Genomic DNA, 21047 nt, shown 5'->3' with positions numbered 1-21047 from the left:
ACCCTGCTTGTTTACAGTCCGTTCTTATTGTTTATAGTCTGTTCTTATCTGCCTTTGCCTTTTAAAATAATCCTGATTGTATGTAACATGATCTTCAGATCCAGGGCCAGTGAAATGTTTTCGATGTAAATCAGATCATATTTCATTCTTTCAATCATCTCTTCAATCGTACCGGCATAGCCAAACTGGACCATACCCCAGGAAGTGAGCCCTGGCTTTACCTTTAACAGGTACCTGAAATACGGTGATTTTTTTGTTAGTTCTGCAACATAAAAGCTTCTTTCCGGCCGCGGACCAACCAGGCTCATGTCCCCTTTCAACACATTCCATAGCTGTGGAATTTCATCAATCCGCCATTTACGCATCGTTTTGCCCCAGGCCGTTATTCTCGGATCTTTTTCGGAAGAAAGCCTGGGTCCATCCTTTTCTGCATCGGCGTACATCGACCGGAACTTAAATATTGAAAATTTCTTTCCCTTATATCCAATCCTTTCCTGCGAATAGATTATAGGACCGGGAGATGATAACCTGGTCCTGAGAGCTGCGTACACAAGGAAAGGTGAAAGCAAAATCAATGAAATCATAGAGAGCCCGACATCTAATACCCGCTTGATATTTTGTTGCCATTCTGGCATCAGACCGGTTTTGATTCCAGTGAGGACAGGTCCAAATAGTGAGTTTGTTTTCACAGATCCCGATAAAATATCCAGTATATCAGGTACGATGCGGATCTCGACATCTTTTTCACTCAATGCTTCGATAATCTTTTCGACTTCAACCTTCTCAGATTTTTCCAATGCGATGACGACAAGCTGAATACTGTGCCTGTCTATCGCGGTCCCCATTTCGTCTATTTCGCCAAATTCAGGCAACAGCTCGCAAATACCATTTACATCAACGCCTCCCCTGATAAATCCCCTGTAGTGATATCCATTGCGCAACAATCCCTTTCTTGTTTCCTTGTAAATACGCATGGCCATGTTGTTGGACCCTACAAGCAAAGTATTGAAGCTTACAGCCCCGCTCCTGATCTGGCGATGGATCGCCGACAAAATCAGGCTCCTTCCAATCCAGGTAAAAACTATATGTGCCAGGGCATAGAAAAAAAGTGACTTATAATAATATGTATATTCTTTTTGAGGATCATTGATAACTATCAGGAAGAAAATGATGGTACATCCGATTAGTCCGCTTATTAAGGTGATAGTCAGTTCATTCAGCGTTGATTTATGATAAAGTGATTTATAGGAACCGAGTATTGAATAAAAAATGATCCATGCCAATGGTATCAGGGAAATGCCAAGCCAGAAGCGCTGGTTCAGAAACGGGACTCCCTCATGTAGAATAATTTCCCTGAGCAGATATCGTCTCACGAAGTACAAAACAATCCAGGCGAGTATCGCTGCGAGAAAATCGCTCAGAACATACCAACTGCTATGTAGCTTTCTGGATAATGGCATCGAATTTCAGGACGCGATTGTATTGTTTTTGATTTTCTCCAGGATTTGATGAGCAACATCCATCGCCCGGTAACCATCAACCTCTGACACTATAGTTGGTGTATTATGGAGGATAGCATCCCGGAATTTCTCAAGTTCAAGTTTTATAGCATTCACCTCGGGCACCTGGGGGTTCAGGATGGCTATTGATTTTTTTCCACCATTTGGCAAATCCAGCTCAAATGAAAAAGCATCCAGGTCCTGGGGAGTTTTCAATTTGATTACTTCTGTTTTCTTATTCAGGAAATCGATCCCGATATAAGCGTCTTTCTGAAAAACCCTCACCTTTCGCATCTTTTTCATGGAAATCCTGCTCGAAGTAAGATTGGCGACGCAGCCATTGTTAAACTCTACTCTAACATTGGCAATATCAGGCGTATCAGTCATCACGGCTACACCGCTGGCGGAAATATGTTTAACCTCGCTTTTGACGAGCTTGAGAATTATGTCGATATCATGGATCATCAGATCCAGGATAACACTGACCTCGGTACCCCGGGGATTGAACTGTGCCAGGCGATGTACTTCTATGAACATCGGATTCAGTTCAAGGTCCTGAACAGCAAGGAAAGCAGGGTTGAAACGTTCAACATGACCAACCTGGAATTTGATATTTGATTCTTTAACGAGTTTTACAAGTTCCCTTGCTTCGTCCATGGTATTGGCCAATGGCTTCTCTACAAAAACATGCTTGCCTTTCCTTATGGCGAGTTTACATAAACCGAAATGAAAATTTGTCGGGGCAACGATGTCGACTGCATCAACCACATCCATCAGGCGTTCCGGTTCCAGGAACCTCGGGATCTGGTATTTTTCAGAAACTTCCTGTGCAGCACTGTCATTGGGATCATAAAATCCAACAAGTTCTACCTGGTTAATTTCCTTCCAGTTGTTCAGGTGAAACTTTCCAAGGTGACCAACGCCAAATACTCCAACCTTTAACATAATGGATAATTGATCACCAAAGATAATCGATAATTACATGAAAGATTGATATTCAGAGATTTCCCTGTGTAGCTTATTTCACAAGCTTCGATTTTGAAAGATAGAGGGGATTCGGATGATAGATGAAAAGGCAGGTGCCATCTTTGATATCATCTATCAGCGGTTTGCTGAGCAAAGGTGGCAGTGCAGGGCAACCCTGGCTGCGGCCAATATAACCCTGGGAGCTAATATATTCTTCATTCACGTAATCAGCGCCATGTATAACGATGGCCCTTTTTGCCGCATTGTCATTAAACCCTTTTTCACAACCCTGCAGTCGTAGTGAATAACCATTACTTCCGTTATAAGTACGGTTGGTTACATAAAAACCAAGGCTGCTTTTATTCGATGATGGTTTATTGGAAAAAGAAAGCGCTTTCTCTTTTCCAGACTTCATACCATGAGCCACCAAAGTGTTATAAAGCAGCACACAATTTTCGATATCAATTACATATAATCGTTTCTGAACACTGGGTTGACTAAAATCAACGATGGAAAGAATGCGGTCGTTGGTCAGCTTACCCATTTTTCTGAGTTTTTCCATCCCTTTCAGGGCCATCTGGAAGACTTTGGGATTGAGACCGAGATCATCCAGGTGAAGACTGTCATAGATAGCCATAATGGCTATCAAAGCTTTAGGTGCAGGATCCACCCCTGCGTGCTTCATTTTTTTCAAATGAATATTATCTGCGGAATCCTTATCACCTGCAATCACCGCTTTTCCGGAAAACAGGAGCATCCCGGTCAGCAACGACACAATAAATCCGTTATTAAGGTTGAATCTCATTTTCTCTTAAGACTTTCTGTGGTTTTGCGGAAATGATAATTCAACGGAAATGGAAGAGCTAAATTGCCCTGGAACCTGACCCTTTTACTAAAAATATGGTTAAAACCCCAGAAAAGCAATACCCTCTAAGGATCATTTGCCAAAAAACTTGAGGTAACTACACTTAAAATGTCAGATTTATTTGAGAATCCCCTGTAAAACGGAAATTTTGCCGTCTATTTTGTCTTTATAAGGAAGTCCGAGGATTTTTGCCACCAGGGGGTAGACGTGGACATTATCAAAAGCCTTTATCTGGACACCGGATTTAAAAGCCGGTCCCCAGGCGAAGAAAGCGGCCATCATTTCCCGCCTGGCCGGATCAAAGCCATGTTTTCCTTTATCTACACCCGTATTGGTAATATTAAACACAAGCCCGGGTTGTGGAATAAGTATGATATCTCCCACCCTTTTGTACCTGTCATCATTGGACCCATAGTGCCAGCGCCTCGGAAGCTCATTATGAAGATAAACCCGGAACCCATTGGCATTATTTCTCAAAGCTTTATAAGTCGGAGCAATCGAAGCCTTATTGGCTGCGTACAAATGAAGTAAGGCATCACCAGGCGGTACTACAAATTTTGCCTTGTCAATTTCAGGAGGCAGCCTGATTGGATTTCTGTCGTTTACCGTTTCCATCCCGTGATCAGAAAGTAATATGAAGTTTACAGGTAAGCCGGCTTTATCCACGGCATTAACCAGCTTGCCGATTATCGTATCCATTTTTCTGACGGCTTCCGCCAATTCAGCTGATTCGGGCCCATAAAGATGCCCGGCATTATCGACCTCATAAAAATACAGGCAGATCAGATGTGGTCTCCGGACTTCCGGCAAAGCCAACCAGTTTTGAACTATGGTTATCCGCTCGTCGGACGGAATACCGGTGCTGTAATTATAGCTATAAGTGGGCCTGGTGCCCATAATGGCCGCCTCCGACCCGATCCAGTAAAAGGTTGCCGTCAACATTTTATGCTGTTCAGCCAGCACCCACAGCGGACGCCCATTATACCAGCTGCTGTCCTGCACAATGGACCTTGATGATTTGGTATAGATTGTCTTTTTACTGCGATTATAAAAACTGTTATCAACCAGTCCATGATGAGCTGGATAAAGACCAGTCACTATACTATAGTGGTTGGGGAAAGTGAGTGAAGGAAACCCCGGCCTTATGCCTTCACCGGTTATTCCGTCATTACCAAGCCGGATTAAATTGACCGCATTGTGTTTGCGGGCATAGTCATAACGGAAACCATCAACCGAGATCAGGATTACATAAGGTTTATTTGACTGGGCGGGGGCATTCACCCGGTCTGGAATAATTTTTTGGGTCGTATCCTGCGCAGCTAAGCGCAGGCAGGCGGCAAATAATAAAATAGTAAGTAACCTGATTACAGGCGGGAAATAACTATTGTAGATTGAGACAAAGCTGTTAAATATTTCAGGACAGAAGTAAGTCATTCGTAAGCTGGTTCAGATCAGGGCATGAGCTTAATCAAAATTAGTGTAAAGGGTTACATAATAACTTAACAACGATAAAATTTCCGTTAACAAGACAAGTAGGAGAATCAGCCTTTGCAGTACCAAATGGTCATTATCATGTGCATAACTTATGATAACTATCGTATTTTTCCTACGTATATTTAGGTACATCACTTTATGGAACAACAATACTACACGCTTCAAACAATTTATAATATAGTGAAAGAGGACTCTCAGCCTCACACTTATTTGTGTAATACAAGGGAGATAATAGTAAGACAGATGTTTGGCTGGGATGACATTAAAACTCACCTTGAGTTACTGGCTATGGAACAACTGATCATTATCAGGCAGCTGGGCTCTGTTGCAATAAGTATAACTCCTGCCGGCCTTGAAAAAGCCAGGTCGATACTTCGATTGACAGCCTAATAAAGTCCAAGGTTTTTAGCGCATTTATTGAGATCAGTTTTGCCAGTGAGTACGCCGGCGAACAGGTCACCTTTCTTCTCAAGTCTTTTAAATATATTGAGCATATCGAACTGCTGCACGGATAAACCATGTTTCACTTCCTTCCAGTCCAAAGGTGCTGAAATGGTAGCTCCTGGCTTTGGTCTCAGGCTATATGCACAAGCCAGTGTTTGACCCCGCCTGTTCTGCAGGTAATCGATATAGATCCTTCCTTTTCTTTTGTTTAATGGACGCTCGATGGTTGTAGTTGATGGTAATTGTTGCTGCGTTAAACTTGCCAGGCCCTTCGCAAATTTTCTTATTTGCAAATATGTGTACTGCGCTTTTAATGGAATATAAATGTGCAGGCCGGTTGATCCGGATGTTTTGCAATAAGATTTTGCACCTGCTTTATCAAGCAGTTCTTTAATTACAATGGCTGTATCGATCACTTGTTCAAATGTATTTTTGTCTGAGGGATCAATATCCATAATCAGGTAATCCGGTTTGTTGATACTGCCCAAAGTAGAATTCCAGGGATTGATTTCAATGCAACCAAGGTTGTTCATGAATGCAAGACTTGCTTTATCGTTGCAAATCAGGTAATCGATCTTTTTTCCTGCCGACTCAGAATTTATCTTAACGGTTTTCATCCAGGACGGAGCAAGATCACCAGCATCTTTATGAAAAAAACCACCATCCCTGATGCCATTCGGATTGCGTCTTAAAGACTGTGGCCTGTCTTTTAAGTAACGGCTGATGTACTTATAAACTTTTTGATAGTATTCAAGGACCTGACCTTTAGTAAGATTTTCATCAGGAAAGTAAATCTTATCCTGGTTAGTAACTTTTAATTCCCTTCCACCGATTTTAATGATGTTTTCTTTTGCCATAATAAAAATTTTAAACCATAGGCTTTGCTTCAATGTCCCTTCTGCCCGGTTTCCGCTGCAGATTTGTCTATCCTTAATCCCTGGAACACGGGGTGCCTCAACATACCGTCTTTTGTTTTTTCAGTAAACTTCAAATTTGCAACAAGCACAGGTTCAACCCAGGTAACTTGTCCGTTGACCTTAATTTTCTCTTCAAAAGGACTTGATGAACGAACATAAGGCTGAAGTTTCTCATAAAGGTCAGCAAGAATTGTGCGGGTGAAGCCGGTACCTGTATGACCTATATATTTCCATCCTTTATTTTTTTTGACGGCAAGGATCAATGCACCAAAATGTTCACGGCTTCCCCGTGGTGATGTGTATCCGGCGATAACTGCCTCTTCCGTGTTGTGATGTTTTATCTTGAGCCACTCTTTTGACCGCTTTCCTGAAGTATATAAACTATCCGATTTTTTCGCAATGATGCCTTCCAGGTTCTTTTTGGATGCCGCAATAAAAAAAGCTTTACCTCTTTCAACTACATGATCTGAATAACGAATCACCGGATCCGAAGCCGGTAATAATTTTTGCAATCGTTTTTTTCTTTCGGTTAATACCTGGTGTGTGAGATCTTTTCCATTTAAACGAAGACAGTCAAATACTACGTATACAAGCGATGATCCTCCGGATAAACCAAACTGTTGGAGATTCTGAAAATCTGATTTACCTTTTTTGTCGAGCACTACTATCTCGCCATCAACTACTGCATTTAATTCCAATGAAGCAAGGGCCATTGCTATTGCCGGATATAGAGGCAGGAATGAAATGCCGTTCCTGGAATACAGTTTAACATCTTTACCTTGCAGTTCCGCAATTGCCCGATAGCCATCCCACTTGATCTCAAATAACCAGTCTTTGTTATCGAAAGGCTGGTTGGTAAGGCTTGCAAGCATCGGTTTTATATATCGCCCGACTTTGATCCTGGTTGATGAGGACCTCACTGATGGTGGAATTACTTTTTTTTTACACCAGCGCTGGCAGCAACAGATTTCCCTGAAGATTTTTTTACCGTTTTCGCAGCGGCGGCTGGTTTTCGTGTTGCAACAGCTTTGACTGACTTCGCAGATTTCTTTTTTATTTTGGTTACAGACTTATTCGATTTCACTGTTGGCGATGTTTTTTTTAGAGGGGCTTTTTTTGTCTCTCGCTGCCGGAGGAATTTGTTGATCGGTGAATTTGCAGGAGTATCATCTTCGCTGTTGTACGGCTCTTCGGTTGCAAATTTATCCCGGTGTTTAATCAGTAGCCAATTCTTACTATCAGCGCCACGGATGCGAACAAGTGCAAAACTTCCTTTTAACTTACGTCCTTTTAATGAAAATTTGAGCATGCCATTTTTAATATTTCTTTCTATGGCTTTATCAGAAATTTTATCCATTTCTTCCGGTTCGTAGGTTCCTTTATCCCAGATCTCTACGATTCCTGCCCCATAGTTTCCTTCAGGTATGGTTCCTTTAAATCCACCATAAGATAACGGGTGGTCCTCAACCATCATCGCAAGTCTTTTATCTGTAGGGTTAAGAGACGGACCCTTTGGTACTGCCCAACTTTTCAATACTCCATTCACTTCAAGTCTGAAATCATAGTGCAAACTTGTCGCCTTGTGTCTTTGAATAACAAAGGTGCCTGCAGCCCGGTTTTTTCCAATTAACGGCGGAGGCTCTGAAGTTTCCTTAAAGTTTCGTTTTTTCTTATAAGTGGCAAGACTCATTCTCAGGATGCTTTTTTAGTTTTTTTAGCAGGAGCACTTTTTTTGCCAAGGCTGGCCTTAAGCTGTGACATCAGATCCCTTGCATTGCTATGCACTATCCGCATCTGCGGCACCGCTGTTTTCTTTCCTTTGGCTTTCGCACGAATCACCTTTAATAAGGAATCTGTATATGAATCTTTATATTTAGAGATATCAAATTTTTTGGTAAGCTGATCAATCAGCGACAGGGCCATTTTCAATTCCGCAGGCTTAACCTGTTTGCCAGATGGGATCTTGAGTTCCCCGGCGTCGCGGATCTCCTCAGCAAAGCGGATTGTATTTAATACTATGGCATTATTAAGCGGCTTAAGCACACAAAGATGTTCCCTGTTCCTCAATACATAGGTACCAAGTCCGTATTTACCACTTTTTTCAAGCGCGTCTCTTAACAATGCATATGCTTTCTCACCTGATTTGTCCGGGGCAAGATAGTAGGGTGTTTCATAATATATGCTGTCTATATCTTTACCATTAACGAACTCTTCTATTGATATGATTTTATTTTTTTCAGGGCTCGCCTTTGCAAAATCATCATCATCAAGAATTACATATTTGCCATTGAGCATATAGCCTTTGACAATATTTTTCCATTCGACCTGCTTACCTGACTCTGCATTCACACGTTGAAACTTTATGTTTGAATGATCTTTTTTATCAAGCATATCAAGATCAAGTTCACTGCCCTGAGTGGCACTGAAAAGTTTAACCGGAATGTTTACGAGCCCAAAACCAATGGCTCCTGACCAGATTGCTCTCATAACAAATATGATTTAACTTGAATTGACATGAGATTTAAGTAACAATGCGATGTCGGACACTTTGCCAAATAATATTATCAGCTGGGTTATTAATAGTTAACGTTTGATTCAATAAATTCTTTAAATGCATAGACATCCTCGCGTACAATTTTTTCAATAGAAGGATGAAAAAATGAGCCGATAGCATCGCCAACAATACCTAATGGTGGCTTATAACTTATAGTAACATGTATGTCCGTTCCAGGTGCTTCCACTGCTTCCCGAAACTCGATTTTACCAACATTATCAATCATGGAATCCGGAAGTGATCGCCAGGTTATTTCATGACCTGGTATATCTTTTACAATAGTGGCGCGCCATTTCAGTGGAACAGGATTACCATTTAATTTGGCTGTCCATTCGCTAATGTTTTCAAACACTGGCTTAACTTCTGTTATATGCGACATGAACAGTGGAAGATTTTCGAGATTTCGCCATGCCCGGTATACAGATTCCTTTGGTTTGGCAACAAACATCTCCAACCTGATATTTATATTTTCCGGCGGAATTGCTGAAGGTTTGCCGGCAATTGTATACAGAGGGCAATTACCGCTGACTCCCCGATATAAAAGATAACCGCCCGTAAATAGTTTCAACAAACTGAATTTGTCTGATGTTAAAGTATTGATCAGGAGAAAAGACCCTGCAGCTGCAGAGATCAGCCTTTCGGTGCTGCCTACGTTTACCGGATGTGGTTTAGTTATATCCATGAAATATTTTTTTTAAACCTTATTAAAACTATCATGCCCAAACTTACAGCCTGATTGCTAACGCTTCGGCCTGGTTGCTAACATTAGGTTACATATCACTATGAAAAAGATCTCTTAATAATTGTATGTATTGTGAATTGTATGTATTGTGGGGAATTTCGAAAACTTCGTTATAATCAGTTCCTGGTCGATTCGGTCTGCAGCATTTATTAGTCCAGCTTACATTTATTAGTCTAGTTTAATGGCATGATGATGTGTTGCCTCGACCTGGTTGAACACCATTTCGATTGCGTGTTCCCACTGATCCTCGCGCGACTCTTCCCTGATCACGCTATCGTGGGCGTGTATTGTAAGACAAGCAGTTTTTTTATCCTGTCCCGGCTTCAACAGACTCAACTCAATTGATTTATAACCTGCATTAAACTGCTGAAGAGATTTAATCTTGTCAAGCACCTTCGGCAGCAGGTCGCGGGCTATATTGAAGTTATCGGTCTCAAAATTGAATTTGAAAGAAATGCCATTGTTCATAACGGTGGTTTTGGATGATTAACCTTGTTAGAAAGCATAATTCTCATACCCAAAAAAGGAAAATATCCAACTAAACAGTTGGGAATGAAGGAATCATTCATTGAAAATCATTTTTGGATAGGTTTTAGCAGGGAAGAAAATTGTTTAGAAAAATAAAAGACTGGTTTTTGTAGATAATTTTCTACACTTATACCAGCGGAAGGAAATAGGGTTCTTAAACACAGGATTAAATATGAAGATTTTTAAATGGGGAATAATCGGTCCGGGCAGCATTGCCAGGGACTTCGTGGATGATTTTAAATTTGTTTCAACGCCACAGGAAGTTACTTCGGTTCTATCGCACAGTGAAGACAGCGCAAAAACTTTTGCAGACGAATATGGTGTCAGTCAGTATTATACGGATCTCGAACTTTTCCTGAACAATAAGAACTTCGATGCCGTTTATATAGCCAGCCCAAACACTTCTCATTTCGAACAGGCAATTGCCTGTCTTAATCATAAGGTTCCGGTGTTATGCGAAAAGCCGATGGTGATAAATTCAGCCCAGGTGACGGCGCTTATGGCAGCCAGTGAAAGTAATAACACTTTTTTAATGGAGGGTATGTGGATCAGGTTTCTGCCAAGTATCAAAAAAGTGTTGGAGATCATAGGTTCGGGGGAGATTGGAGAGATAGACTCCGTGAAAGCTTCACTGAGCTTTAAAGCGCCTGAAGATGATAATAACAGGTATTTCAATCCGGAACTGGGAGGAGGTTCCCTACTTGACCTTGGTATCTACCCGGTTTTCCTTGCACATCTTGTGTTAGGGAAACCACGATTGATAAAGGCAGTTGGAAAATTATCAGATAAGGGTATTGATGAGACCTGTGCAATCTTGTTTCAATATGAAGATGGTAAACATGCTGTGTTAGAATCTTCTATTATAACACAAACTGAACTTTCTGCAGAAATTGCCGGCAGCAAAGGTGTTATAAAAATATTAAGTCCGTGGAATGAAAAACCCGCGGCGATAAAAGTGAGCAGCTATGATGGAGTTGAAAAGGAGTATAAATGTGAATGGGAAGGACGTGGATTTCAGTTCGAGGTAGAGGAAGTGATCAGTGCTTTGAACAACAATCAAATTTACAGCAAACTGTATTATCACCATTTCAGTCTTGATATAATGAAAACCATCGATGAAGTCAGAAAGCAGATCGATGTGAAATATGAATCATTCGAGTAGTTAACCAACTAACTAATGGCCATCAAATGCAAAATGTGATAGAAGCGATCTAGCGGCAGGCCATTTATAACAGAAATTATATGAACCTAATTAAAAATCAAACAATATTTCAACAATTTCACTGGTACATATCTCCTGACGGACATTTTTGGAAACATTGCGGGGAGCAAGCCGGATACCTTGCATCACTCGGATTTACGCATGTATGGCTACCACCTGCTTATAAATCATGGCGGGGTATTCATGAACCCGGTTATGCTGTTTATGATCATTTTGACCTGGGAGAGTTTGATCAGAAAGGCACAGTAAGAACAAAATACGGTACGAAAAGAGAATATCTTACAGCTATTAAAAGTCTTCAGAAAGCAGGAATAAAAGTGATTGCGGATATAGTACTCAATCACAAAAACGGGGGTGATGAAAAAGAAGTTGTAAATGTTTACCAGGTTAATGAAGAAGACAGGAATGAACTGATTGGTGAAAGGCATGAAATAGAAGCATATACCAAATTCCTGTTTCCTGGCAGAAAGGGCAAATACTCAAAATTTATCTGGGACTGGAGATGTTTCACCGGCGTGTCTGGCCCGGATAATTCGATTTATACTATCCAGAATGAATATGGCGATAAATGGGAAGATCTGATTGATGATGAAAAAGGCAACTTTGATTACCTGATGGGTAACGATATTGAATTCAGAAATCCTTTTGTCCGGGAAGAATTAAAACACTGGGGGAAATGGTATATAGATCAGACAGGTATAGATGGTTTAAGACTTGATGCAGTGAAACATATCACCCCCCATTTTATTAATGAATGGCTTGATTTTCTGAATGATCACTATAAAAAGGACATTTTTTGTATCGCAGAGTATTGGAGCACTGATGTTGGTATTCTTGAAAAGTATATTGATACCCTGGGTGGCAAAACCAGGCTATTTGATGTTCCACTTCATCACAATTTCTATCGCGCTTCTTTGGAAGGCAATGACTACGACATGAGGAACATTTTCGAGAATACCCTTACAAAGGCAAGACCCGGTTGCAGTATAACTTTTGTAGATAATCATGATACACAGCCTTTGCAATCACTCGAATCGACAGTTGATTATTGGTTTAAACCGCTCGCAAATGCGCTTATACTTCTCCGTGAACAAGGAATGCCATGTATTTTTTATCCAAGTATCTATGGAACCAAATATTCAGAAGTTGTAGACGACCAGGAAATCCATATTGAGCTCAACGCTGTACCTGGCCTTAAAGAAATGATGATCGTAAGACGTGAACTTAGTTATGGAGCGCAACATGATTACTTCGATCACCCCAATACCGTTGGCTGGGTACGGGAAGGCAATCGTGAAAACAAATTTTCAGGCTGTGTCGTTTTGATGACAAATGGTAGTGAAGGCTTCAAAACGATGGTAGCCGGTAAACACCATGCAGGGAAGACATTTATCGATGCCTGTGGAAACAGGGACGAAAAAATTGTAATCGACGAAGAAGGGAAAGCCGAATTTTATGCGAACGACGGATCTGTATCAGTCTGGATTCGCAAGGAAGCATTCTCAAAATTAAAATTATAAGATATTCCCCATCTGTGCACTGAGTTCGGCAAATTAGGTACAGATTTCCTCAACTTTCGGGAATTTATGCCGGAGCATACTGGCATCATATTTTAACATATTGACGAAACACCAGTCATATGAAAATTAAATACGTAAAATCCGAATCGAAATTCAGAATGCTGAGTGGAAGAGAGGTAGATGAATTGATCAATAGCACCATTTTGAAACCAGTTTCAAATACAAGAAAACAACCCGAAAAACACGTTTTCAATAACTGGGATTTGCCAATTGAACTCCGGCCCTTTCGGAAGTGCAAAAAGCATGATCCGCTTTAATAGGTCTATTTTAATCTTTGATCCATTTTAATCACCACTTAAATTTTTTGATTATGTTACGTTGGACACTAATATTCCTCGTTATCGCGATTATCGCAGCTGTATTTGGATTTGGCGGAATAGCCGCTGGTGCAGCCGGAATTGCCAAGATATTATTTTACATCTTCATCGTTCTCTTTTTGCTATCCCTGATCGGTGGCGGATGGAGAAGAACACCTTAGTTTTTAATCAGGTATTCTGACTGAGAGTATGATCATTGAGAGTATGATCAAAAGGTGCGGCCTTAACGGGACCGCACTTTTATTTTTTCCGAGATACCATATGCAAGGCCACGAAGTTCCGCTAAGCCACGAAGACGGCCGATAGCAGAATAACCGGGAGCCGTAGTTTTTTTGAGGTCGTCAAGCATCTGGTGACCATGATCAGGTCTAAAAGGAATTGGCTCAGACCTTGTTGCCTGGATTTTTAACAGCTCTTTCATAACCTGGTACATATCGGTATCGCCTTCCAGATGGGCAGCTTCAAAAAAACTGTCATCCGTTTCTCTTTTGGTATTGCGTAAATGCACAAAATAAACCCGATCACCCACGGAGCGGAGAATATCAGGCAGATCATTGTGTTTGCCAGCTCCGAGAGAACCTGTGCAGAAACAAATTCCATTTTCCTTGCGGTCAACACGGTTGAGTATAAATTCAAGATCCGATTTTTTACTCATGATCCTTGGCAAACCCAGTATATCAAATGGCGGATCATCAGGATGGATTGTCATCTTAATGCCGTTTTCTTCACAGGTATCCATGATTGATTCAAGAAAGAAGGCAAGATTTTCACGCAGACCATCTGCCCCAATGGCTTTATAGATATCTATACTCTTTATTAATGCGTCTGTAGTGATACTTGCTTCGCCGGGCACGCCCATCAGTATATTGTCGGACAGCGTATCGAGATACTGACGGTCTCCTTTTTTAAAAATTGACTCTGCTTTTTGCAACTGATCGGCCGTGTAGTCAACTTCAGCCCCATTCCTTTTCAGGATATGGACATCAAAAACCGCAAGGTCGGTCCAGCTGAATCTTAGCGCCTTTGAACCGTCAGGCATTGTATGATACAATTCGGTGCGTGTCCAGTCGAGGACAGGCATAAAATTATAGCAAACTGTTCCGATACCGCAGGCAGCGACATTCCGAAGATTTTGTTTATAGGTTTCAAGCAGCTCTTTGTACCGGCCTGAACGCGTTTTTATGTCTTCGTGTACCGGAACACTTTCAACAACACTCCAGGCAAGCCCTGCAGCTTCAATAACGGTCTTTCTTTCCCGGAGGTCTTTCATTGGCCAGAGCTCACCATGCGGAATATGATGCATGGCAGATACAATGCCGGAAGCACCAGCCTGCCTGACATCACTCAAAGTAACAGTGTCGTTTGGACCATACCAGCGCCAGGTTTCCTGCAATGGATGTATTTTCATTCTATCAACTTTAATGGATAATTATTATCAAATTTGAATTGTAATTCATGCTAAAATCCAATGGAATTACCCCCATCAACCGGCAGGCTTGCGCCGGTAATATATTTCGCTGCATCAGAGGCGAGGAAAACCGCTGCATACCCGACGTCTTCAGGTTTACCAAGAAAACCCATTGGCGTGCGTCCCAATACACGCGCCTTACGTTCGGGGTCATTGTTCAATGCCTTTGCAGACATCGCAGTTTCAATAAAACCCGGAGCAATACAATTTACCCGGATACCGGAAGGGGAAAGATCAACGGCCATCGCCCGGGTCATACCTTCAATGGCAGACTTTGCTGCGGTGTATGAGATCACTTTTGGAATACCGTATTTGGCAGCCATGGAACTGATCATGATTATACAACCTGATTTGCGGGTGACCATACCTCTTGCGAACTCACGGGAAAGTGCGAACGCTGCTTGCTGGTTTATCCGCATGATGGACTCAAAATCGGCATCCGTTACTTCAAGAAACTCCTTTTTCATGTTTACACCGGCATTATTTACAAGGACATCAATATTGCCGGACCCAAGTTCTGCTTCTTTGACAAAAGCCGGTATCTGTTCGAGATTAGCTATGTCAAACACTTTGTAGGAGGCGTTCGATCCAAGCATGTTGCAGGCTTCCACCAGCATTTCCTCACGACGGCCTACAATAATCACCTTAGCACCTGCATCTACCATCGCGGTCGAAATAGCAAGGCCCAGACCTGTTCCGCCACCTGTTATAAGTACATTTTTACCAGTAAGATCAAATACGTTTTTCATCTATAGTTTTTTAATTAATCGGACTGATGATTTCAGTTAAACTACCCCAGGTTGACAATTAAACCATCTCAAGATATCAGTTAAACAGTTAGTTTATCAGTTAAACCTGTTGTAGTTTTCATTTAAGCCAACCGAAGTTATGAGTTATATGAAAAACCCGCCGGGCTAGCAGCGGGTTAAACAAATAATTCAAACATCAATTCTTCTACGGCAGCATTATTTCGGAATCTCGGTCAATGGCGGTGCATTACCCTCGAAACCAAAATATCCTTTATTTTGATTTATAACCCCCAAATTGTTTGATTGAATAGCATTAGATGGAACCGGCCAAAGCACATGGTATGGACTGATTGTATATTGATCATTGTGTATGGTGCGAAGTCCGTTTTTATAGAAATTGTTTTTCTCTTTTACGCGATCATAAAAATAATTGACATCAGAGAAATTATCCAGCTTATAGGTTTTACCGTTATCAGCAGTTTTGCCAGTCATAGCAAAAATGTATGCGATACGGGTAAGTTCCGTTTTGCGTGGTTCTTCGTAATATAATTCCCTTGCTCTCTCATCAAGGATAGATCCAATGTTAACAGCCCCCGGAGCAATTGGAGCTGCCTGGGCCCTGGTACGAACCTGGTTGATATCCGCTGCAGCATTTGCAAGATCACCCTTCCAATAATATGCTTCAGCTCTTAAAAGATAAGTTTCAGCAAGACGGAAAAGATACCAGTCAGTATGACCACCCTGCATTGGTGCATTTTCTGTATCGGGAATAAAAAGTTTATATTGAGGCCAGCCAAAATAACTCCTGATAGTATCAACACAAAGCAATGTTCCGGTTCCACTTCGAAGCTGCAATGGCTTTAAATAGTTCGGATTATTGTTCTTTTTTAGATCAGGATCATTGTAAACTAATTCTTCCATGGTCATCCAGTTGCCTTTTGCATGCCTGAGATCATTCGGATCTGTCCAGATATCATACTGGCTATAGTTAGTGGGTCTTGCCCTACCAATACCCCGGCCATAAAGGTTTGATTGGGGAACAAAATCAGGAATTATTGATGAGGTCGCTGCATCATTGGTGCCCTTTTTACCATCGGGAGTAGTAATGTTTGTACCCCAGTAAGGAACTGCATTTCTCATGATACGCATACCGCCATCAAACTGACCATCACCAAAACGGTCAATGATCATATACAGGCTTTCTTTGTTTTCTCCAAGAGACTTGTTTTCCGGGCGGTGCAGATCCCAGATCACGTTCTTTTTTGTCGCGCCGAATGGAGCCCGCATCAAAGCATAGGCGCCACTGTTGATAACGGCAGAAGATGAAGCAATGGCATCATCAAATTTTCCCAGGGCAAGGTTGATTTTGGTAAGCAGGTGGTTTATTGCACCTTTCGACACTTCTCCCCTGTTCACGCCATCGGTCACCCATTTGTTGGCAAACTCGAGGTCTTCCTTCATTTTCTGAAGTATCACTTCTCTTTTTGTAGAAAAGAAATCCAGTTTCGCAAAATTATATTCCTCCATTACAGCGGGAACATCTCCAAACTGATGTGTTAACCGGTAATAACGCAGCGCCCTGTGAAAATACGCTGAGCCAAGAATTGCGTTACGCTCAGCTTCACTGGTGTAGGTTGCATCATCAATCCGGGTAATAACGGTATTAGCATATTTTATCCCACGATATCCTTCTCTCCAATAATATTGAATCCTGGCGTGATCCGCATCATCATAAGCCGTTGCAGCATCAGGTGTGATCCAGAGATTAAGATCCTGCGCAGGACCTGATTTGTCGGTAGTACCCTCGGCAGTGACCTCAGAAAACACCATTTCGGTAAGAATCGGTGGGTTATCTCCGTAATATTCAATACGTGCATTTCTTGCACAAGCCACTAATGCAGATCTGAACCCAGCTGCATTTGTGTATGCATTTTCAGGGCTGAAAAAGGAAAGAGGCTCCGGCTTCAGGTAGTCTTTCCCGCAACTTACTGCTCCGGTAAGTGCTACCGTTAATGCAGTTACTATACTGGTTTTTTGAATTATACTTTTCATATGCAACAGTTCGAAAGATTAAAGATTAAGGTTTATACCAAACTGATATATTCTTGGAGAGATGGCAGTCGAGATAGCACCATCACTTGCCCTGTTTCTGAACTCTGGATCCCAGAATTCCCAGTCAGGAGCGTAAATTCCAACATTTGTTATTGTGAAGTATAACTTGAGACTTTCAATCCTGGCTTTTTGAACAATAGCTTTAGGAATCGTATATGCCAATGCAATATTATTCAAACGAATAAATGAAGTCTTGCGATAAACAGAAAAAGACGACTGCCCATTACTTGAATATAATCTTGCATAATCATTGGTACCATTTTCGGCGGTCCAATATCCTAGTTTATAAGAATTCTGACGATCCTGGAATCCACCATTGTTTTTTGCCTGGTTATAATCATTCATCTGACCCCACATCGCATACAACTGGAAAGAAAAATCAAAGTTCTTATAGATGTTGAACTCGTTTCTCAATGTCCACTGATATCTTGGTGTGCGATAACCCAAAAACTGCCTGTCAAGATCATTTAACACACCATCACCGTTTTTATCCTCCAGTTTATAATCGCCTGGCTGCACTTTGTATTTTGCTGCTTCTGTTGCTTCGTTTGCCTGCCATACACCAATTATACGTTGATCCCAGATTGCATCTAAATCATGGCCGATGAACCACCTGTTTGCAACATCGTCTTTTTCAACGGTGCCTATGACTTTACCATTTGCATCAAGCAGGTTTTGAGGACCATAAAGATGTTTGATCTCGTTCCGGTTCAGCCAGAAGTTAACCGTTGATCTCCAAACCAGGTTCTTTTTATTGATATTGGTACTGGTCAGACTGATCTCAAAGCCCTTGTTCTGCACTTCTCCCAGGTTTGACAATACATTGTCAAAACCAATAACTGTAGGCAACGCACGAAGGATAAGCAAATCAGCAGTTGACTTCATATAGACATCGAAGGAACCACTTAGCCTGCTGTTGAACAATGAGAAGTCAAGCCCTGCATTATAAGAAGTGGTACGTTCCCATTTAAGATCAGGATTTTCCATCCTGTTTACATATAACTGAGATACAGGAACGATGGTACCTGAAGGGGTAATGTATTGATATTTACCAGTTACCAGTTCTGCAAGTGCTTCATATCTTGGAATATCGCGGTTACCATTCACACCATAGGAAAGCCTCAGTTTACCATAGTTCAGCACCTTGATTGCATCCATAAATTTCTCTTCTGTAAATATCCATCCCAGGGCAACTGCCGGGAAATCCGCATATGGATTTTTCTGACCGAAGGCTGAATATCCATCACGACGGAAAGAAGCGGTTAACATGTAACGGTCCTTGAAAGTATAGTTTGCCCTGGCCATCAAAGCAGTACCTGTACTGACCTGGTCATCACTGGTAACGATTGGTTTGATACCAGCGCCAATGTTATGGTAACTTAACGCATCACTTGGATCAAAACCCTCATTGGCTATTGAATCTCTCCATGACTGGAACTTTTCAGCATTTGCGAGTAAAGTTACATTGATCTGGTGCTGACCAAAAGTTTTGTCCCATTTCAATAAATTATCTACCTGCCAGTTATAACTTGTCTGGTTAATGCGGGTCGCTATACCTTTCCTCACGCGATAAGTAGGATGTTTTGCAGAAACTCCATTGAAAAACCGATAGAAATCGAAGCTTGGCGTAAAATTCACCTGGTAAGAAAAACCATAACCAAGGTCTCCTTTCGCGTATAATGAAGCAAACAGGGTATTTGTTTTCTGCAGCCTGTTTGTATAGGTATTATCATTAAATGGATTCGCATTGTTTCCCAGATCATCGTTAGGACTTTCGCGGAGCGTTTTACCATCAGCATCATAAATCTCCCCATATGGAGATGCATTAACCATCTGTCCCCAGTTCACCGGAACCTGGCTCTCGTCCCTGTCTGCAAACTGCACATTCGCACCAACAGTAAGGAACTTCGCAATGCGACCTTCCAGGTTAATACGCGCCCTCAATGTTTTGAAGCGATCACCGATAATTACCCCTTCATTATCTGTATATCCGACAGACATGTAATAGGAAACTTCTTCTTTTTTGCCGGATACACTTACTGTATGATCCTGGCGGAAACCATTCTGGAACATCAGGTCATACCAGTTGATTGTTTTATTCTGTTTGTAATTTGTGATTTCGATTGGCTTCAATCCAAGCCTGTCCAGCCAGATATCTGTTACATCACCGGTTCTTCCGTCCCGCCATTGCGCTTCAGTAACACCCGCCGGTAAATTTTTCGGATCATCGAAAATATAGTTTTTAGCGCTTCCATAATTTCTTGCTTTCTGTACATTGGTTCTCCAGGCAACAAAACCAGGTCCGTCATATAGCTCTTCGTTCTGGGCAAGCTGGCTCATACCAACATTGGAATTAACGGTAATAGTAGGTTTACCCTTTGTTCCCTTCTTTGTAGTAACCAGGATTACACCGCTTGCTGATTTAGCACCAAACACCGCGGCGGAACTTGCATCTTTCAATACATCCACGGTTAATATGTCATTTGGATTGATATCAGCCAGTTGACCCGGATAGATAACACCATCCAAAACTATTAATGGAGATGTTCCGGCCCGTATGGATGACTTACCCCTTATCAATATATCACCTCCACCTTTTGCAGATGCAGCGTTGGTCTGGGTTATATTAAGACCGGCAACATTTCCCCTGAGTACATCTTGAACACTTGCGGGGTTTTCATTTTCAAGTTGTGTTGCCCTTACGGATCCCACCGAACCAGTCAGGTCTTTTTTGGCGGTGGTTCCATAACCTATAACAACTACTTCATTCAGATTTGAAGTAGACAAAGCCAGGCCGGCATCAATAACTGCCTGCCCGTTGATAGCAACTTCCTGGTTGGCATAACCTACAGTGGAAAACACAAGCGTTCCTTTAAGCGAAGGAACTTTTAGTGAAAATTGACCATTGGAGTTTGTTGTTGTACCGATTGTTGAACCCTTAAGCGAAACCGAAACTTCGCCCATGGGTAGTTTGTTTGACTGATCGGTCACAGTACCGGTAATGGTAACATCCTGTGCGAAAAGGCTTAAGGGAATAAAAAATACAAGGGTTAAAAATGATAGAAGCGAACGCAGTCGCGAAGAGAATGGTGCAAGCATAGCATTAGTTTTTTAGCAAGAAATAAAACAGCAATTCAGGAATTCATCAGAGACTTAACTAGGTTTTCATCAGTACCGGAGGTTTTCATATGAACCTTAAGATTATGAAGATTTTGGTTTCTCATTTTGTTACTGGAGCGTCAACAATTTTTAGATATACGACTAACGGTTTTATACAAATGAAGCATTATGTCCGGATTGCCGGTAACATATTATGCCTACAGTTTATTGCTCGTCCACTTTTGGAAATCAAATGCCTGATGCTGGAGTTGTATAGCAGAGCCTAGGAGTGCATTATATTTAGAATAGAATTACTCAGAATATAATTACTCATTTTCTCACTTCAGAATTTTGGCAAGTTCGTTTTCGGGGTAGCGGATTGTTAAAATATCATTAAAAATAGGGTTAGTTAATATCAAAACCAACACTTATTCAATATTTATTGGTAGCAATTACGAAACCGTTATCGTAATTAATTGAAACCATGCTCA

General features: G+C 41.5%; 19 protein-coding genes. 5 read left to right on the top strand and 14 right to left on the bottom strand.

All coding sequences use genetic code 11. The features are described from left to right. Window positions 1-44: 44 nt before the first annotated feature. The 4 genes from VK664_RS02510 to VK664_RS02495 form a co-directional block, all read right to left on the bottom strand. Window positions 45-1460 (bottom strand): sugar transferase, encoded by a 1416-nt coding sequence (locus VK664_RS02510; protein WP_461397025.1) that lies wholly within the window; start codon window positions 1458-1460, stop codon window positions 45-47. Between the two features lie 6 nt (window positions 1461-1466). Continuing rightward, window positions 1467-2444, bottom strand: a complete 978-nt coding sequence (locus tag VK664_RS02505; protein ID WP_461397024.1) for a Gfo/Idh/MocA family protein — start codon at window positions 2442-2444, stop codon at window positions 1467-1469. Window positions 2445-2517: 73 nt separating this feature from the next. Continuing rightward, window positions 2518-3270: a murein L,D-transpeptidase catalytic domain family protein gene (locus VK664_RS02500; RefSeq protein WP_461397023.1), complete on the bottom strand. Its 753-nt coding sequence runs from the start codon at window positions 3268-3270 to the stop codon at window positions 2518-2520. Between the two features lie 177 nt (window positions 3271-3447). Further along, window positions 3448-4764 (bottom strand): alkaline phosphatase family protein, encoded by a 1317-nt coding sequence (locus VK664_RS02495; protein ID WP_461397022.1) that lies wholly within the window; start codon window positions 4762-4764, stop codon window positions 3448-3450. Window positions 4765-4962: 198 nt separating this feature from the next. Between VK664_RS02495 and VK664_RS02490 the strand changes: the two genes are divergently transcribed. Next, window positions 4963-5214: a hypothetical protein gene (locus VK664_RS02490; protein WP_461397021.1), complete on the top strand. Its 252-nt coding sequence runs from the start codon at window positions 4963-4965 to the stop codon at window positions 5212-5214. On the opposite strand, the gene ligD (VK664_RS02485) is transcribed toward VK664_RS02490, so the two are convergent. The 6 genes from ligD (VK664_RS02485) to VK664_RS02460 all read right to left on the bottom strand — a co-directional run bounded on the left by ligD (VK664_RS02485) (window position 5211) and on the right by VK664_RS02460 (window position 9949). Next, window positions 5211-6125 carry a non-homologous end-joining DNA ligase gene (gene ligD / locus VK664_RS02485; protein ID WP_461397020.1) on the bottom strand — a complete coding sequence of 305 codons (915 nt, stop codon included), beginning with the start codon at window positions 6123-6125 and terminating at the stop codon, window positions 5211-5213. The genes VK664_RS02490 and ligD (VK664_RS02485) overlap by 4 nt on opposite strands. Before the next feature lie 29 nt (window positions 6126-6154). Then, the gene (gene ligD / locus VK664_RS02480; RefSeq protein ID WP_461397019.1) at window positions 6155-7057 is read right to left on the bottom strand and encodes a non-homologous end-joining DNA ligase; all 903 of its coding nucleotides are present in this window, start codon (window positions 7055-7057) and stop codon (window positions 6155-6157) included. Between the two features lie 59 nt (window positions 7058-7116). Beyond that, window positions 7117-7875: a DNA polymerase ligase N-terminal domain-containing protein gene (locus VK664_RS02475; protein ID WP_461397018.1), complete on the bottom strand. Its 759-nt coding sequence runs from the start codon at window positions 7873-7875 to the stop codon at window positions 7117-7119. A 2-nt stretch (window positions 7876-7877) separates the two neighbouring features. Then, a complete protein-coding gene (gene ku, locus VK664_RS02470) occupies window positions 7878-8672 on the bottom strand; it encodes a non-homologous end joining protein Ku (RefSeq protein WP_461397017.1) in 795 nt (264 codons plus the stop codon). 89 nt (window positions 8673-8761) lie between these two features. Beyond that, window positions 8762-9421, bottom strand: coding sequence for an SRPBCC family protein (locus tag VK664_RS02465; RefSeq protein ID WP_461397016.1), 660 nt, complete (start codon window positions 9419-9421; stop codon window positions 8762-8764). A gap of 228 nt (window positions 9422-9649) precedes the next feature. Further along, window positions 9650-9949, bottom strand: a complete 300-nt coding sequence (locus tag VK664_RS02460; protein ID WP_461397015.1) for a hypothetical protein — start codon at window positions 9947-9949, stop codon at window positions 9650-9652. 232 nt (window positions 9950-10181) lie between these two features. On the opposite strand from VK664_RS02460, the gene VK664_RS02455 reads away from it, so the two are divergent. The 4 genes from VK664_RS02455 to VK664_RS02440 all read left to right on the top strand — a co-directional run bounded on the left by VK664_RS02455 (window position 10182) and on the right by VK664_RS02440 (window position 13289). Continuing rightward, entirely contained in the window at window positions 10182-11171 is a 990-nt protein-coding gene (locus VK664_RS02455) for a Gfo/Idh/MocA family protein (RefSeq protein WP_461397014.1), read from the top strand. Window positions 11172-11251: 80 nt separating this feature from the next. Further along, on the top strand, window positions 11252-12751 hold the full coding sequence (locus VK664_RS02450; RefSeq protein ID WP_461397013.1) for an alpha-amylase: 1500 nt from the start codon (window positions 11252-11254) through the stop codon (window positions 12749-12751). Window positions 12752-12870: 119 nt separating this feature from the next. After that, complete coding sequence (locus VK664_RS02445; protein ID WP_461397012.1) at window positions 12871-13068, top strand: hypothetical protein; 198 nt, start codon at window positions 12871-12873, stop codon at window positions 13066-13068. A 53-nt stretch (window positions 13069-13121) separates the two neighbouring features. Then, window positions 13122-13289, top strand: coding sequence for a DUF1328 domain-containing protein (locus VK664_RS02440; RefSeq protein ID WP_461397011.1), 168 nt, complete (start codon window positions 13122-13124; stop codon window positions 13287-13289). Between the two features lie 62 nt (window positions 13290-13351). On the opposite strand, the gene uxuA is transcribed toward VK664_RS02440, so the two are convergent. The 4 genes from uxuA to VK664_RS02420 all read right to left on the bottom strand — a co-directional run bounded on the left by uxuA (window position 13352) and on the right by VK664_RS02420 (window position 20556). After that, window positions 13352-14536 carry a mannonate dehydratase gene (gene uxuA / locus VK664_RS02435; RefSeq protein ID WP_461397010.1) on the bottom strand — a complete coding sequence of 395 codons (1185 nt, stop codon included), beginning with the start codon at window positions 14534-14536 and terminating at the stop codon, window positions 13352-13354. Between the two features lie 50 nt (window positions 14537-14586). Continuing rightward, window positions 14587-15345 carry an SDR family NAD(P)-dependent oxidoreductase gene (locus tag VK664_RS02430; RefSeq protein WP_461397009.1) on the bottom strand — a complete coding sequence of 253 codons (759 nt, stop codon included), beginning with the start codon at window positions 15343-15345 and terminating at the stop codon, window positions 14587-14589. Between the two features lie 216 nt (window positions 15346-15561). After that, complete coding sequence (locus VK664_RS02425; RefSeq protein ID WP_461397008.1) at window positions 15562-17397, bottom strand: RagB/SusD family nutrient uptake outer membrane protein; 1836 nt, start codon at window positions 17395-17397, stop codon at window positions 15562-15564. An 18-nt stretch (window positions 17398-17415) separates the two neighbouring features. After that, window positions 17416-20556, bottom strand: coding sequence for a SusC/RagA family TonB-linked outer membrane protein (locus VK664_RS02420; protein ID WP_461397007.1), 3141 nt, complete (start codon window positions 20554-20556; stop codon window positions 17416-17418). Between the last annotated feature and the right edge of the window lie 491 nt (window positions 20557-21047).

It is taken from the genome of Flavitalea sp. (genome assembly GCF_035489435.1).
GTDB lineage: Bacteria > Bacteroidota > Bacteroidia > Chitinophagales > Chitinophagaceae > DATHKG01.
The sequence above is the reverse complement of the archived record's forward strand: the minus strand, read 5'-3'. Positions and strand labels throughout refer to the sequence as shown.